Here is a 15,462-nt window from a genome sequence, read left to right on the forward strand (position 1 = left end):
GGGGTGGTGCAGGTATCCACTGATGGCCCCCTCGTTCCCTTCCCCAGGAGGCCGGCGGGGGAGAAACCTACTCCTCTGCCTTCTTCATCCGGTTGGGATTGGGGCGTTCGTGGCGGCGGTCGATGGAGGAGATGACGCCGCGCAGGGTGCGGATTTCCTGGGCGGTGAAGCGACCGCGCGTCAGGGCGGTGCGCAGATTGTTGACCATGCTGGGGCGCTTGTCGGGCGTGGTGAAGAAGCCGGTCTGGTCGAGGACGCCTTCGAGATGCTCGAACAGGCCGACCAGTTCCTGGCGCGGCGCAGCCTCGTCCAGCCCGTCGCTGAAGGGCAGCGCCCTGCCCTCGGCGCCGGTGCGGCGCCATTCATAGGACATGAGCAGGACGGCCTGGGCGATATTGAGCGAGGCGAAGGCGGGCTCGACCGGCAGGGTGACGATGGCATCGGCCATGGAAACCTCGTCATTGAGCAGGCCCCAGCGCTCGCGGCCGAACAGCAGGCCCGCATGGCGCCCGCCGGCAATATGGGCGGCCATATTGCCCGACGCCTCTTCGGGGCCGAGCACTTCCTTCTGCATGTCGCGCGAGCGGGCGGTGGTGGCATAGACCAGGGTGAGGTCGCCAATGGCCTCCTCCAGCGTCTCGAAGACGCGAACCCGCTCCAGCACATGGTCGGCGCGGGAGGCGGCGGCGATGGCCTTTTCATTGGGCCAGCCATCGCGCGGCCGCACCAGCCGCAAATCCCAGAGCCCGAAATTGGCCATGGCGCGGGCGGCCGAACCGATATTCTCGCCCAATTGCGGCTCGACCAGGATGACGGCCGGACAGGCCTTGAAACTGGTTTCCTGAGAGCGATCGGTGCCCGCCATCTTGCCTGCCTTGGTTTTTCGCAATGGTGGCGTCATACATGGGCGGCGAGGCGAAAAAAAGCGTTTCGGTGCTCGGCTGCGTCAGCCAGGACCGTGCGATGACCGAAAAGTTCCCTTTGGTTGCTTTCCTCACCCACGGCGTCATTCCCGCGGAGGCGGGAACCCCTGTTTAATACAACGGAGGTCCCCGCTTTCGCGAGGATGACATCGTGAAAATTCACGGATTGGTGCGCCCGAAACGCCTCTCAGGCGGCCGGCGAGCCGTAGGAGGGCCAGGCGACCTTGCGCTGCAGGGGCATGTCGAGCACCTTGCTGTCGCGCAGCCATTCGCGGTCGAGCAGGGCGAAATGCAATTCCTCGTCCCATTCGCCCTGGAACAGGGCATGTTCGCGATAATGCGCTTCGAGCCGCATGCCCAGATTCTGCAGCAGCTTGATGGAATGGTGGCAGCGCCCGTCGCAGCGCGCCATCAGCCGATGGACGCGGAAATGATCGAAGGCGAGATCGAACATGGCGCGCAGGGCCTCGGTGAGATAGCCTTGGCCGCTATAGGACGGCGCGATGACGAAACGCACCTCGCCCTGCCCGGCCGTGGCATCGGCCCATTTGAGGCTGACCTGCCCCAGGAGCGCCTTGTCGCCCTTGCGTTCCATGGCCAGGGTCAGCGCATCGCCGGGCCGGTGAATCTCCACCTGATTGCGCATGATTCCAACCGCCGCCGCCACATCGTCCGCATAGCGGGTCTGGCGCTCCACATAGCGCTGCACATTGGGCAGCGTATGATAGCGCGCCACGGCCTCGCAATCGCTGCGCTCGAAAGGACGCAGGCGCAAGTGATTGGTTTCAATAGGCAAAAGCAATGTGGACATGATGAGACTCTCCCGGTGGCCTGGTGCAAAGCCCTGAACCGAGAACGTCTCCTCACTGGCGAAGTTCCTGACAATTAGCGGAAAATATTGCCAGATCGGGGGTTGAAAAAGGAATGGCGCGGGCAGGTGTGTTCAAGCGCTCCGAACCGGGCACTGGAGCATTCCGCATTTGGCTGGAATCGCGGCTCTTTTGCTTCCCTCCCCCTTAAGAGGAGGGCTTGAGGGAGAGGCCATCCGTGGGTAACTGAACCACCCCCACCCACCGATCGTCACCCTCGGGCTTGACCCGAGGGCATTTGCGATATGCCCAAAAACAAAGAACCCTCGGGTCAGGCCCGAGGGTGACGATCCGCGTTGGAAGGTGACGACCCAGATGGGGGGTAACGATCCCAATTGGGGGTAACAATCCGGATTGGGGATGACGATCCGGATTGCGGGGGGCGCTTCCGGCTGGAAGCGCTATTGCCGCAGGGCCAGCCATTCGCGGCGCAGGATGGCGTAGTAGAATTCCTCGTCCCAGCCGCCCTTGAACAGGGCATGTTCGCGGAAATGCGCCTCGCGGCGCATGCCCAGCCGCTCCATCAGCCGCCAGGAGCCGGTATTGCCGGCATCGCAGCGGGCATAGACCCGGTGCAGGTCCGCCTCGGTAAAAGCCACTTCCAGCAGCCGGGCCGACGCCTCGCTGGCATAGCCGCGCCCCTGGTGCTCGGGATGGAAAATCCAGCCCAGCTCGCCCTGCCGCGCCTCCACCGACCGCCAGATCAGCGAAACCTCGCCGATCAGCACGCCATCATCGGCCTTTTCCACGGCGAGGATGATGCGGTCGCCTTCTTTCTCCAGGCCCAGTTCGGTGGTCCGCTGCTGCACAGCCAGGGCGCATTCCTCGCGGCTGAGCGGGGGGTCGAACAGATAACGCGCCACGTCCTCGCGGCTGCGATAGGCGAAGACGGCATCGACATCGCCGCGCGTGAAGGGGCGCAGCCGCAGCCGTTCGGTCTCGAGCGGATAGTGCAGAAGAAAATTCATGGCTCCTCCATGCCATAGCTTGCCGCCCGCGCGCCAGCCCGGCGCCATGCGGAGAGGCTTGCGGCGCGCGCGGCCCCGTGCCAGCCTCCGCGCCATGAGCAAGATGCCCCAACTCGGCCTGATTGCCACCTGCGATTGCGGGGCGGTGACGCTGCATGCCAGCGGCCGGGCGATCTCGATGTTCCAATGCGCCTGCCTCAATTGCCAGAAGGTATCGGGCGGCGGCCATTCCTCGGTCGTGCTGCTGCCCGCCGAAGCCGTGCGCGTGACCGGTGCAACCAAAAGCGTTGTGCGGCCAGCCGATTCCGGGGCGAAGTTCACGCGGCACTTCTGCCCCGAATGCGGCACGACCCTGTTTGCCCAATCCTCGCGCGCGCCGGCCTTCAGAATCGTGCCGGCCGGGCTGTTCGCCGGGCAGAACGAATGGTTCGCGCCCAACCAGTTGATCTTCGCGCGCAGCCACCAGGATTGGGACCGGCTGGCCGAAAACCTGCCGCGTCATCAGGCCTATCGCCCGGAGGCATCGTCATGAGCATGGCGCGCGAAGAGCTGGCCGACCGCATCAGGACGCTGCTGCCGCCGGGCCTGCATCCGCGCGAAAAGCGCATGTTCGGCGGCATCGCCTTCATGCAGGACGGCAATATGCTGGTCTGCCCGCTCAAGGACGGGGCGCTGCTGGTGCGGGTGGGCAAGGACGGCATGGACGCGGCGCTGGCCCGGCCGGGCGCCGAAATCATGGAAATGTCGGGCCGCACCATGGGCGGTTTCGTCGTGGTTTCGGGCGATGCCATCGAGGACGACGAGGACCTGGCGGGCTGGATTTCCACCGCCCATGCCTTCGTGCGCACCCTGCCCCCGAAATAGCCCGCCCGATGGGCAAGACCCCTTGCCGAGGCCGTCTTTGCGCTTTCCGCCAGCGATGCTATACGGGCCACCGACAGGGCCGAAGGGCCGGAAATTGCATTTTCAAGGGAGTTAATCGATGAGCAAGATCAAGGTCGCCAACCCGGTCGTGGACCTCGACGGCGATGAGATGACCCGGATCATCTGGCAGGCGATCAAGGACAAGCTCATCCACCCCTATCTGGACCTGCCGATCGAATATTACGATCTGTCGGTGGAAAACCGCGACGCCACCGACGACCAGGTGACCGTGGATTCGGCCAATGCCATCAAGAAATACGGCGTCGGCATCAAGTGCGCCACCATCACCCCCGACGAGGCCCGCGTCGAGGAATTCGGCCTCAAGAAGATGTGGAAGTCGCCCAACGGCACCATCCGCAACATCCTGGGCGGCGTGATCTTCCGCGAGCCGATCATCTGCAAGAACGTGCCGCGCCTGGTGCCGGGCTGGACCCAGCCGATCATCGTGGGCCGCCATGCCTTCGGCGACCAGTACCGCGCCACCGATTTCAAGTTCCCCGGCAAGGGCAAGCTGACGATGAAGTTCGTCGGCGAGGACGGCACCACGATCGAGCACGACGTGTTCGACGCCCCGAGCGCCGGCGTGGCCATGGGCATGTACAATCTCGACGATTCCATCGCCGATTTCGCCCGCGCCTCGATGAACTACGCCCTCAATCGCGGCGTGCCCTGCTATCTCTCGACCAAGAACACCATCCTCAAGGTCTATGACGGCCGCTTCAAGGATATCTTCCAGGAGATCTACGACGCCGAGTTCAAGGAGCAGTTCGAGGCCAAGAAGATCTGGTACGAACACCGCCTGATCGACGACATGGTCGCCTCCGCGCTCAAGTGGAGCGGCGGCTATGTCTGGGCGTGCAAGAACTATGACGGCGACGTGCAGTCCGACACCGTGGCGCAGGGTTTCGGCTCGCTGGGCCTGATGACCTCGGTGCTGATGACGCCCGATGGCAAGACGGTGGAAGCCGAAGCCGCCCACGGCACCGTGACCCGTCACTACCGCCAGCACCAGCAGGGCAAGGAAACCTCGACCAATTCGACCGCCTCGATCTTCGCCTGGACCCGTGGCCTCGCCCACCGCGCCAAGCTCGACGACAATACCGAACTGGCCAAGTTCGCCGCCACGCTCGAAAAGGTCACCGTCGACACGATCGAGGAAGGCAAGATGACCAAGGACCTCTCCCTGCTCGTCGGCCCCGACCAGCCCTGGCTCTCCACCCTGGGCTTCCTGGATGCCATCGACCAGAACCTGCAGAAGGCCATGGCGTAAGCCTGCCGGAACGACATGATGCAAGGCCGGGAGCGATCCCGGCCTTTTTTGTCGGGCCGCCGCAATTTATACAGCTTCGGCGGCAAGGATCCGGAACGGACGGGAGGCAAGCATGAAGCGTCGATATCGTGTGGGCGGCATCGTGCTCGCGGCGCTGGCGGCCGTCTATTTCTTCAATGCCGGCTGGCGGGTCGGCCCGCCTGACGACGCCGAACTGCGCCTCATCGCCCATCGCGGCGTGCACCAGACCTTTCACCGCGACGATCTCGACAGCGATACCTGCACCGCCGAGCGCATCGACGCGCCGCGCCACGCCCTGCTGGAAAACACCCTGCCCTCCATGCAGGCCGCCTTTGCCGCCGGCGCCGACGTGGTGGAACTGGACGTGCACCCCACCACGGACGGACGGCTGGCGGTGATGCATGACTGGACCGTGGATTGCCGCACCGATGGCACGGGCGAGACCCGGGCGCATGCCATGGCCGAGCTCAAGGCGCTCGATATCGGCCATGGCTATACCGCCGATGGGGGCCGGACCTATCCCTTCCGCGGCACGGGACCAGGACAGATGCCGGAGCTGGAGGAGGTGCTGTCGGCGATGCCGGAGCGGCGTTTCCTCGTCAATTTCAAGAGCCGCGAAGCGCGCGAGGGCGACATGCTGGCCGCGCTGGTGGCGGCACATCCTCAATGGCAACCGGCCATCTGGGGCGCCTATGGCGGCGACGAGCCCACCTATCGCGCCCAGGCGCTGATCGGGAACCTGCATGTCTGGTCACGGCGGGGCCTGGTGGATTGTCTCACCCAATATGCGGGCCTGGGCTGGACCGGCTTCGTGCCGGAAGCCTGCCGCAATACGCAGGTGATGATCCCGATCAATGTGGCGCCCTGGCTCTGGGGCTGGCCCAACCTGCTCCAGGCGCGGCTGCGCGAGGCGGGCAGCGAGATCATCCTGCTCGGCTCCTTCGGCGCGGGCGATCCGGGCACGGCGGGCATCGACGATCTGGAGACGCTGGCCATGGTGCCAGCCGATTTCAACGGCTATGTCTGGACCAACAGGATCGAACTGATCGGCCCGGCGCTCAAAAACCTTCCGGCCCCTGCTTTGCCCCCGGCACCGTAACGCCCCATTCATTCGGCGGCGCTAGAATGGCGGGACATTTTCATGCCCCGTCCCTTTCATCGCGGATTTGACAGATGCCGATCGGCGTCATCCTTGCCTTCCTGGCCTATGCGATATTCTCGGTGTCCGACGCGCTGATCAAGGCGACCGGCCCGGCGCTCTCCGTTTTCGAGATCGCCTTCTTCACCACCACCTTTTCGATCATTCCCATCATGCTGACCAAGCGTGGCGAGCGCTGGCGCGACATCTACAAGCTGCACCATCCCTGGCTGGTGCATCTGCGCTGCCTGACCGCCATTTCCGGCACAGCCTGCGTGATGTTCGCCTTCACCCATATCCTGTTCACCGATGTCTATGCCATCGGCTTCACCACGCCGCTCTTCGTGACGCTGCTCTCGGTGCTGGTGCTGCGCGAACATGTGGCCCTGCACCGCTGGATCCTGCTGTTCATCAGCTTTCTCGGGGTAATCCTGGTGATCAGGCCCGGCCTGCGCGAACTGGAAGCGGGCCATTACGTGATGATGCTGGGGGCCATGCTGGGCGCCGGCACCACCACAATCCTGCGCCATGTCGCGCCCAAGGAGCGCCGCGTCAGCCTTGTCGGCCTGCAGGTGCTCTATTCCGGCATCATCAATGGGGTGCTGATGATCCCCAGCTTCACCCTGCCCACGCTGGAGCAATTGGTCATCCTGCTCGGCATCGGCCTGCTCGGCGGCATGGGCGGCCTGCTGCTGATCCAGGCCAGCAAGCAGACCCCCGCCAATCTCATCGCCCCGGTGCAATATAGCCAGCTGATCTGGGCCATCCTGTTCGGCGCGCTGTTCTTCGGGGAATATCCGGACTGGATCGCCATTATCGGCATGCTGGTCGTGGTCGGCGCGGGGCTGATGAATGTCCTCAGCGACAAGCGGCCCATCCGCTGGAAACCACGGGTGTTCTTCTTCCGCATCGGGGAATGAAGGGGGGACTGGCGCGCCCCTAAATCGTACTACTTCTTATGGCCGTCATCCAGTAGGCCTTATCCTGAGCCTGTCGAAGGACGAGAGCGTGGCACTGAGACTCTCGCGTTCCCGACCTCGTGGTTCGACAAGCTCACAATGAGGTCTAGGGTTATTCACTTGAAGGTCCCCACCGGGGATGACTTCGCTCAAGACAAGCACTCCTGCCCCGGAGCGACCGCCAGGCCCTAGATCATTTCACGTTTAAACATCTAACCCAATCCGGATCGTCACCCTCGGGCCTGACCCGAGGGTTCTTTGTTTTGGGTGCATGGCAAACGCCCTCGGGTCGAGCCCGAGGGTGACGATCGGTGGGTGGGAATGGTTGAGCTGTCCACTCGTGGCCCCCCTCAAGCCCCCCTTAAGGGGGAAGCAAAGAGCGCGACGCCAGCTAGATGTGAAACACCCTAGATCAGCGCCCGGATGGCGGCGATGGCGTCGTCGGCCTTGGCGCCGTCGGGGCCGCCGCCCTGCGCCATGTCCGGCCGGCCGCCACCGCCCTGCCCGCCCAAGGCGGCCGTGGCCGACTTGATCAGCGTGCCGGCGGCATATTTGCCGGTGAGATCGTCGGTGACGCCGATGGCCACCGTGCCCTTGCCGTCCTCACCCTTGAGCACCATGACCACCACGCCCGAGCCGATGCGCTTCTTTTCCGCATCGACGATGGATTTGATGTCCCTGGCCGCGACGCCTTCGACGACGCGGCCGACAAAGGTGACGCCATTGACCGTTTCGGTGGCGTTTCCGCCCGCGCCGCCGCCGCCCAAAGCCAGCTTCTGGCGAGCATCGGCCAGGGCTTTTTCCGCGCTCTTGAGCTGGTTCTGCAGCGCCTCGATGCGGTCGAGCACCTCATGATTGCCCGAGCGCAGCAGGCCGGCGGCCGAGGCCACGATATTGGTATTGGCATTGCCGCGATGGCGCGCCGCATTGCCGGTCAGCGCCTCGATGCGGCGCACGCCGGCGGCCACGGCGCTTTCGGACACCACAGAGACCAGGCCGATATCGCCGGTGCGGCGCACATGGGTGCCGCCGCACAATTCCACCGACCAGCCCAGGCCATTGCCATCGGGCTCGCCCATGGACACGACGCGCACTTCATCGCCGTATTTCTCGCCGAACAGGGCGCGGGCGCCCGATTCCTTGGCTTCCTCGACACCCATCAGCCGGGTTTCGACCGGGCTGTTCTGCAGGATGATGGCGTTGGCCATGTCCTCGACCTCGGCCAGTTCCTGCGGGGTCATCGGCTTGGTGTGAACGAAATCGAAGCGCAGCCGATCGGCCGAAACCAGCGATCCCTTCTGGGCGACGTGATCGCCCAGCACCAGACGCAGCGCCTCGTGCAGCAGGTGGGTGGCCGAATGATTGGCGCGGATGGCCGAACGACGGGCATGATCGACCACCAATTCGACCGGCTGGCCAACCTTGAGCACGCCTTCGCTGACGCTGACCTTGTGCGCGAAGACGCCGTGGAACTTGTTGGTGTCCTTGACCTCGGCCAGGATGCCCTCGCCGCGGATCAGCCCGCTATCGCCCACCTGGCCGCCGCTTTCGCCATAGAACGGGGTCTGGTTGACCACGACGATGCCGTCCTGCCCCGCCGCGATGGTCTGCACTTCGGCGCCATCGACCAGCAGGGCCCGGATTTCGCCCTCGGCGATCTCGGTTTCATAGCCGAGAAATTCGGTGGGGCCGAGCTTGTCGGCCAGGCCATACCAGACATTGTCGGTGGCCGCCTCGCCCGAGCCGGCCCAGTTCTTGCGGGCCTCGGCCTTCTGCTGGGCCATGGCGGCGTCGAAACCGGCCTGGTCGACGCTGATATTGCGCGTGCGCAGCGCGTCCTGCGTCAGGTCCAGCGGGAAGCCATAGGTGTCATAGAGCTTGAAGGCGGTGGCGCCGTCCAGCGTATCGCCCTCGCCCAGATTGGCGCTTTCCGCCTCGAGGATTTGCAGGCCCCGGCCCAGCGTCTTGAGGAAGCGTCCTTCCTCGAGCCGCACCGTTTCGGCGATCATGGCTTCGCCGCGGCTGAGCTCGGGATAGGCCTGGCCCATTTCGCGCACCAGGGCCGGCACCAGCTTGTGGATCACCGGCTCGCTGGCGCCGAGCAGGGTGGCATGGCGCATGGCGCGGCGCATGATGCGGCGCAGCACATAGCCGCGCCCCTCGTTGGAAGGCAGCACGCCCTCGGCGATGAGGAAGCTCATGGAGCGCAGATGGTCGGCGATGACGCGCAGGCTGCGATTGCCCGGGCCGTCGATATCGGCATTGGTGGCATTCGCGGCGGCGGCGATCAGCGCCCTGAACAGGTCGATATCGTAATTGTCGTGCACGCCCTGCATGACGGCGGCGATGCGTTCGAGACCCATGCCGGTATCGATCGAGGGGCGCGGCAGGCCGGTGCGCGAGCCATCGGCATGCTGCTCGAACTGCATGAAGACCAGGTTCCAGATTTCGATCCAGCGATCGCCATCCTCCTCGGGCGAGCCCGGCGGGCCGCCCCAGACCTTGTCGCCATGGTCGTAGAAGATTTCCGAGCACGGGCCGCAGGGCCCGGTATCGCCCATCTGCCAGAAATTGGACTTGGCGCCGAGCCGCACGATGCGATCTTCGGAGAGGCCGGCAATCTTTTTCCAGAGCTCGAGCGCTTCGTCATCGTCCTCATAGACGGTGACCATCAGCTTTTCCCTGGGCAGGCCCCAATCCTTGGTCAGCAGGGTCCAGGCCAGCTCGATGGCGCGATCCTTGAAATAATCGCCGAAGGAGAAATTGCCCAGCATCTCGAAGAAAGTGTGGTGCCGCGCGGTGAAGCCGACATTGTCGAGATCGTTGTGCTTGCCGCCGGCGCGCACGCATTTCTGCGCCGTGGTGGCCGTGGAATAGGGGCGCTTTTCCACGCCGGTAAAGACGTTCTTGAACTGCACCATGCCCGCATTGGTGAACATCAGCGTCGGGTCGTTGCGCGGCACGAGCGGGCTCGACGCCACGGCCTCGTGGCCATTGCGGGCGAAGTAACCGGTAAAGCTCGAACGAAGATCGTTTACGCTGGTCATGCAGAGGCTTTCTTGGGCGAGGACGCGAGCGCGCCCTTTAGGAAAAACGGGGCTTTTTATCGTGAGGGCGGGAGCTGTGTCCAGCGCAACAGGCTGGATTTCGTCTTCCGCCGCGACCCTGCGTCAATCAATTGACCAAAACACAAAAACCCCCGCCGAAGCGGGGGCAATGCATGGGACTTTCGGGATCGCGATTGGAGGCCTATTCGTCGCCGCCCGCATCGTCCTCGCCGCCGGCGACCAGCAGGACTTCGCCGAGAAGGCCGGAACTTTCGCGCACGCCCTGTTCGATCGTGGCGGCGATTTCTGGATTGTCCTTGAGGAATTGGCGGGAATTCTCACGCCCCTGCCCCAGACGCTGGCTGTCCCAGGAGAACCAGGCGCCGGACTTTTCCACGATGCCCGACTTGACGCCCAGATCGAGCAATTCGCCGGTCTTGGAAATGCCTTCGCCATACATGATGTCGAATTCGACCTGGCGGAACGGCGGGGCGAGCTTGTTCTTGACCACCTTCACGCGGGTCTGGTTGCCCACGATCTCCTCGCGGTCCTTGAGCGCGCCGATGCGGCGAATGTCGAGGCGCACCGAGGCGTAGAACTTCAGCGCATTGCCGCCGGTCGTGGTTTCGGGCGAGCCATACATGACGCCGATCTTCATGCGGATCTGGTTGATGAAGATGACCAGGCACTTGGACTTGGAGATCGAGGAGGTCAGCTTGCGCATGGCCTGGCTCATCAGGCGCGCCTGCTGGCCCGGCAGGCTGTCGCCCATTTCGCCCTCGAGTTCGGCGCGCGGGGTGAGCGCGGCGACCGAATCGACCACCAGCACGTCGATGGCGCCCGAGCGCACCAGCGTATCGGTGATTTCCAGCGCCTGCTCGCCGGCATCGGGCTGGGAGATCAGCAGGTCATCGACATTGACGCCCAGCTTGCGGGCATAGACGGGATCGAGCGCATGCTCGGCATCCACAAAGGCGCAGATGCCGCCCTTGCGTTGCGCCTCGGCTATGACATGCAAAGCCAGCGTGGTCTTGCCCGAGCTTTCCGGCCCGAAGATTTCCACGATACGGCCCTTGGGCAGGCCGCCAATGCCCAGCGCGATATCGAGGCCGAGCGAACCGGTCGAAATCGCCTCGACCTCGATGGAGGTATTCTCGCCAAGGCGCATGATCGAGCCCTTGCCGAAATTCCTCTCGATCTGGCTCAGCGCCGCTGCGAGAGCCTTGTCCTTATCCATCGATCCACCCTCAACGACGCGAAGCGGCGAAGCTGCCATAATGCTGTCTCCTTATTTCACGCTCTCGAAGGCCACGCAACGAGAGGAGCGTTCAGCTATTTGTGCGATATCCGTGCTTTATTTGTTCTCATTTTGTTTCCATGACGTCAAGAGACAAAATGAGAACAAAGCCACACGGCGCCGGAGACGCGACCGGCCTTGGGATAGGCCGATTCTCGCCGGTTGCGAACCGTGCGCTTAAAAGTATGATTTTTATCTGGACAGCCCTGCCCGCGATGCGTTTTATGCCTCAACGCCCGAACCGGGCCCCGAGCCGAGGACTGCCCATGCATCTGATCCAGTTTTACGACGACAACGGAACCCGCGCCGTCGGGGTGACGCAGCAGGGCGAAACCCGCCGGGTGAACGGGGCCGGCAGCGTCTATGAACTGGCGCAGGCCGCCATGCAGCAGATCGGCGGCCTGCCGGCGGCAATCGAAGCCCGCGGCCTGGGCGAGGCCCTGGACAAGAGCGTGCTGGCGCGCGAAGGCCGGCTGCTGACGCCCATCGACCATCCCGATCCGGCGCACCTGCATGTCACCGGCACCGGCCTCACCCATCTCGGCTCGGCCGCGACACGCGATTCCATGCACAAGAAGAACGACAAGCCGGTCGAGGAACTGACCGACAGCATGAAGATGTTCCGCATGGGGCTGGAAAACGGCAAGCCCCAGGCCGGGCAAAAGGGCGTGCAGCCGGAATGGTTCTACAAGGGCAATGGCCATATCGTGGCCAATCCGGGCCATCCGATCCCCTCGCCCGCCTTTGCGCTCGATGCCGGCGAGGAGCCGGAAATCGCCGGCATCTATGTCATCGACCAGCATGGCCAGCCGCGCCGGCTCGGCTTCACCCTGGCCAACGAATTTTCCGACCACGTGACCGAGCGGATCAATTACCTCTACCTGGCCCATTCCAAGCTGCGCGCCTGCTCCTTCGGCCCGGAACTGCGCGTGGGCGACCTGCCGCGCCATATCGAGGGCATGTCGCGGATCATCCGCGACGGCCAGGTGCTGTGGGAAAAGCCGTTCCTCTCCGGCGAGGACAATATGAGCCACACCATCGCCAATCTCGAATATCACCATTTCAAGTACGAGCTGTTCTGCCAGCCCGGCGACGTGCATGTGCACATGTTCGGCACGGCCACGCTGAGCTTTGCAGACGGAATTTCCACCCGCCCCGACGACATTTTCGAGATCGAGGAAAGCCAGTTCGGCCTGGCCCTGCGCAACCCGGTCCGCACCGAGGCCGAAAAGCCGGTGATCGTCGGCGGGCTCTATTAGGCGGAAGCGCGACAAGGCGGGTGGACGATCTCCTGCGCCCCCCGCCACCTTTACGCCGGCATACTGACATGTCAGTTATCTCTTCGCCTTGGAGGAGGATGACATGAGCCCGCAGCGCCTGGAAAAACGCCGCATCGGCCGAACCGATCTGGAAGTGACCAGCCTGGGCCTGGGAGGCGCAACGCTGGCGGGCATTTTCGATCCCGTCTCGTCCGAGCAGGCGCGGGCCACCATCGCCCATGCACTCGATATCGGCATCAATTACGTCGATACCGCGCCCCAATATGGCCTGGGACGGTCCGAGCATCTGGTCGGCGAGGTGCTGCGCGAGCGCGCCATTCGGCCGATCCTCTCCACCAAGGTGGGCCGCCTCCTGCGGCCCATGCCGCCCGAGGCGGTGGACAAGGGCGCCTGGGCCCATCCCCTGCCCTTCAACCAGCACTACGACTATTCCTATGACGGGATCATGCGCTCCTTCGAGGACAGCCTGCAACGGCTTGGGCTCGACCGGGTGGATATTCTCTATGTCCACGATATCGGCACCATGACCCATGGCGAAGCGGGCAACAGGCCGCTCTGGGCGCAGCTCGAAACCGGCGGCTACAAGGCGCTGCGCCAATTGCGGGACAATGGCGTGGTCAAGGCCATCGGGCTGGGCGTCAATGAATGGCAGGTGCTGATGGACGCCTTCGCCCTGGGCGACTGGGACGTGTTCCTGCTCGCCGGGCGCTATACGCTGCTGGAACAGACATCGCTGACGCCTTTCCTCTCCACCTGCCTCGAACGCGGCGCCTCCGTCGTCATCGGCGGCCCGTTCAATTCCGGCATTCTGGTGGGTGGCGACAGGTTCAACTATGCCAAGGCGCCGGAAAAAGTGGTGGCCAAAGTGCGCGCCATCGACGCTGTCTGCCGCGAATTCGCCGTGCCGCTGCCGGCGGCCGCGCTGCAATTCCCGCTGCACCATCCGGCCGTGTGCAATGTGCTGCCCGGGCCCAGGTCCCCGGCCGAACTGGATGGCATTCTCGGCTGGTGGGACACCGTCATCCCCGACGGCCTCTGGACCGCACTGGCGGAACGCGGCCTGCTGGAGCCCGGCAGCCCGATCCCCGGCGGCACGGCTTGACGCGCGCCCACCGTCGATCCTATAAATAACTATATGGTTTTGTAACCAGACAGTTTTTTGATGATCGACACAGAACGCCTAGACGCCACATTCCACGCCCTGTCCGATCCGACGCGCCGGGCCATTCTCGCGCGGCTGGCGCAGGAGGGCGACGTGGCGGTCATGGACCTGGCCGAGCCCTTCGCCATGAGCCAGCCGGCCATTTCCAAGCATCTGAAGGTGCTGGAAAAAGCCGGTCTCGTCTCGCGCGGCCGCGATGCGCAGAAACGGCCGGTGCATCTGGAAGCCCAACCGCTGGCCGAAGCGACGGGCTGGCTGATCGAATACCGCAAATATTGGTCGGCGCAATTCGGGCGGCTGGATGACCTCTTGGACGAATTGCAGAAGCTGGAAGAGGCGGCGGGTCGGAATTAGGACCTTCTCACAAGTGCAGGCCCGGTTCTCCCACCCTTCCCGGTGAGGGGAGGAAGGCGACGGCGCCGCCAAAAAGCAGTGAGAATTCCAAAGTGGCAAAAATCCAGGGAGACATGTCATGACATTCGGTGATCCGCTTTCCGTGACCACGCCAGCCGACGACCAGGTGGTCGTCGAGCGGGCCTTCGCCGCGCCGCCCCACCTGGTCTATGCCTGCTATACCCAGCCCAGCCTGATCCGCCGCTGGCTAACCGGGCCGGATGGCTGGACCATGCCGGTCTGTACCTATGATGCGCGGATAGGCGGCGGCTATCGCTTCGAATGGCATGGCCCCGGCGGCGAGGGTTTCCTGGCCGTCGAGGGCGCCATCACGCGGATCGACGCCATCCGCTACATCGATGCGCAGGAGGAATTCGACGGCGGCGTGATGGGCCCCGCCTATCGCAGCGAACTGGCTTTCGAGCTCAAGGACACAGGCACGCTGGTCACCAATACCTTCACCTATACCTCGCTGGCGCACCGCGACATGGTCGTCGCGACCGGCATGGCGGAGGGCATGGAATTCAGCTTCCAAAGCCTGGACCGCCTGCTGGCGGAAGAGCAGCGCGGCTAGCCCCCCGTAGACCTCATCCTGAGCCTGTCGAAGGCGAGGTCGTGGCACACGGGCTTCGGTTTGCCGACCTCGTGGTTCGACAGGCTCATCATGAGGTCTTCCGAGAGCCCCTGACGCAACACCCCAACCTGGGCCCATCCTGAGATGGCGAGATGGATCCCGGCCTCCGCCGGGATGACCACAAGCGGGTGGAAGCTCTTGGGCGTCAATCCGGACCTGAACCGCCCTAATCGAGATCCAGCGCATAGGCCTTGAGGATTTCGAGCGGGATCAGCGGCAGGACATTGCGGTTGGTGGCGCGGAGGAAGACGCGCGGGGCCTTGCCCGCCGCGTGGGCCTGCGCCCAGCGGGCGGCGACGAGGCACCAGCGGTCACCGGCCACCAGGCCGGGAAACGCCATTTCCGGGCGGGGCGTGGAGAGATCATTGCCGACGCTGGCGGAATAGGCGAGGAAGTCCGCGCTCGCCTCGATGCAGACCAGGTGCACGGCCGCATTGTCCGGCCCCGCCGCGCAATAGCCGGTGCGGAAGAAGCCGGTCAGCGGGTCGTTGGAGCAGGGCTGGAGCGGCTCATCCAGGACATTGTATTCGGCCGGCCCCTCGAAACGCGGATGGACATTCATGTTCTACCTCCGCGC

At 64.3% G+C, this 15,462-nt stretch carries 16 protein-coding genes; 10 read left to right on the forward strand and 6 right to left on the reverse strand.

All coding sequences use genetic code 11. The annotated features are described in order from the left end of the window. Window positions 1-67 precede the first annotated feature (67 nt). Window positions 68-865 (reverse strand): RNA methyltransferase, encoded by a 798-nt coding sequence (locus A3840_RS05145; protein ID WP_067453064.1) that lies wholly within the window; start codon window positions 863-865, stop codon window positions 68-70. Window positions 866-903: 38 nt separating this feature from the next. Between A3840_RS05145 and A3840_RS20120 the strand changes: the two genes are divergently transcribed. Further along, entirely contained in the window at window positions 904-1,038 is a 135-nt protein-coding gene (locus A3840_RS20120; RefSeq protein WP_281180545.1) for a hypothetical protein, read from the forward strand. A gap of 72 nt (window positions 1,039-1,110) precedes the next feature. On the opposite strand, the gene A3840_RS05150 is transcribed toward A3840_RS20120, so the two are convergent. Together A3840_RS05150 and A3840_RS05155 are read right to left on the reverse strand one after the other, a co-directional pair. Then, window positions 1,111-1,734 (reverse strand): GNAT family N-acetyltransferase, encoded by a 624-nt coding sequence (locus tag A3840_RS05150; RefSeq protein ID WP_082903666.1) that lies wholly within the window; start codon window positions 1,732-1,734, stop codon window positions 1,111-1,113. A gap of 459 nt (window positions 1,735-2,193) precedes the next feature. Then, window positions 2,194-2,760, reverse strand: a complete 567-nt coding sequence (locus A3840_RS05155; RefSeq protein ID WP_067453065.1) for a GNAT family N-acetyltransferase — start codon at window positions 2,758-2,760, stop codon at window positions 2,194-2,196. Between the two features lie 94 nt (window positions 2,761-2,854). Between A3840_RS05155 and A3840_RS05160 the strand changes: the two genes are divergently transcribed. The 5 genes from A3840_RS05160 to A3840_RS05180 all read left to right on the forward strand — a co-directional run bounded on the left by A3840_RS05160 (window position 2,855) and on the right by A3840_RS05180 (window position 7,033). Beyond that, the gene (locus A3840_RS05160) at window positions 2,855-3,292 is read left to right on the forward strand and encodes a GFA family protein (RefSeq protein ID WP_165603125.1); all 438 of its coding nucleotides are present in this window, start codon (window positions 2,855-2,857) and stop codon (window positions 3,290-3,292) included. After that, window positions 3,289-3,624, forward strand: coding sequence for a TfoX/Sxy family protein (locus A3840_RS05165; RefSeq protein ID WP_205633338.1), 336 nt, complete (start codon window positions 3,289-3,291; stop codon window positions 3,622-3,624). The genes A3840_RS05160 and A3840_RS05165 overlap by 4 nt, the downstream gene beginning before the upstream one ends. A gap of 118 nt (window positions 3,625-3,742) precedes the next feature. Next, on the forward strand, window positions 3,743-4,954 hold the full coding sequence (locus tag A3840_RS05170) for an NADP-dependent isocitrate dehydrogenase (RefSeq protein ID WP_067452916.1): 1,212 nt from the start codon (window positions 3,743-3,745) through the stop codon (window positions 4,952-4,954). Window positions 4,955-5,066: 112 nt separating this feature from the next. After that, window positions 5,067-6,074 carry a glycerophosphodiester phosphodiesterase family protein gene (locus A3840_RS05175; RefSeq protein ID WP_067452919.1) on the forward strand — a complete coding sequence of 336 codons (1,008 nt, stop codon included), beginning with the start codon at window positions 5,067-5,069 and terminating at the stop codon, window positions 6,072-6,074. Between the two features lie 74 nt (window positions 6,075-6,148). After that, window positions 6,149-7,033: a DMT family transporter gene (locus A3840_RS05180; protein ID WP_067452922.1), complete on the forward strand. Its 885-nt coding sequence runs from the start codon at window positions 6,149-6,151 to the stop codon at window positions 7,031-7,033. Between the two features lie 446 nt (window positions 7,034-7,479). Here A3840_RS05180 and alaS read toward each other — a convergent pair whose 3' ends face one another. Both alaS and recA read right to left on the reverse strand, forming a co-directional pair. After that, window positions 7,480-10,119 (reverse strand): alanine--tRNA ligase, encoded by a 2,640-nt coding sequence (gene alaS, locus A3840_RS05185; protein WP_067452925.1) that lies wholly within the window; start codon window positions 10,117-10,119, stop codon window positions 7,480-7,482. 202 nt (window positions 10,120-10,321) lie between these two features. After that, a complete protein-coding gene (recA, locus tag A3840_RS05190; protein ID WP_067452928.1) occupies window positions 10,322-11,395 on the reverse strand; it encodes a recombinase RecA in 1,074 nt (357 codons plus the stop codon). Window positions 11,396-11,682: 287 nt separating this feature from the next. Here recA and araD1 point away from each other — a divergent pair, with 287 nt between their 5' ends. The 4 genes from araD1 (at window position 11,683) to A3840_RS05210 (ending at window position 14,825) form a co-directional block, all read left to right on the forward strand. After that, a complete protein-coding gene (gene araD1 / locus A3840_RS05195) occupies window positions 11,683-12,675 on the forward strand; it encodes an AraD1 family protein (RefSeq protein WP_067452932.1) in 993 nt (330 codons plus the stop codon). A 103-nt stretch (window positions 12,676-12,778) separates the two neighbouring features. Then, the gene (locus A3840_RS05200; protein WP_067452934.1) at window positions 12,779-13,798 is read left to right on the forward strand and encodes an aldo/keto reductase; all 1,020 of its coding nucleotides are present in this window, start codon (window positions 12,779-12,781) and stop codon (window positions 13,796-13,798) included. A gap of 60 nt (window positions 13,799-13,858) precedes the next feature. After that, window positions 13,859-14,212 (forward strand): ArsR/SmtB family transcription factor, encoded by a 354-nt coding sequence (locus A3840_RS05205; RefSeq protein WP_067452937.1) that lies wholly within the window; start codon window positions 13,859-13,861, stop codon window positions 14,210-14,212. A gap of 118 nt (window positions 14,213-14,330) precedes the next feature. Beyond that, window positions 14,331-14,825 (forward strand): SRPBCC domain-containing protein, encoded by a 495-nt coding sequence (locus A3840_RS05210; RefSeq protein ID WP_067452940.1) that lies wholly within the window; start codon window positions 14,331-14,333, stop codon window positions 14,823-14,825. Window positions 14,826-15,051: 226 nt separating this feature from the next. Here the strand turns inward: A3840_RS05210 and A3840_RS05220 are convergent, their stop codons facing one another. Further along, window positions 15,052-15,447, reverse strand: coding sequence for a DUF2237 family protein (locus tag A3840_RS05220; RefSeq protein ID WP_067452952.1), 396 nt, complete (start codon window positions 15,445-15,447; stop codon window positions 15,052-15,054). Window positions 15,448-15,462 lie beyond the last annotated feature (15 nt).

Source organism: Devosia elaeis (assembly GCF_001650025.1).
Taxonomy (GTDB): Bacteria; Pseudomonadota; Alphaproteobacteria; order Rhizobiales; family Devosiaceae; genus Devosia; species Devosia elaeis.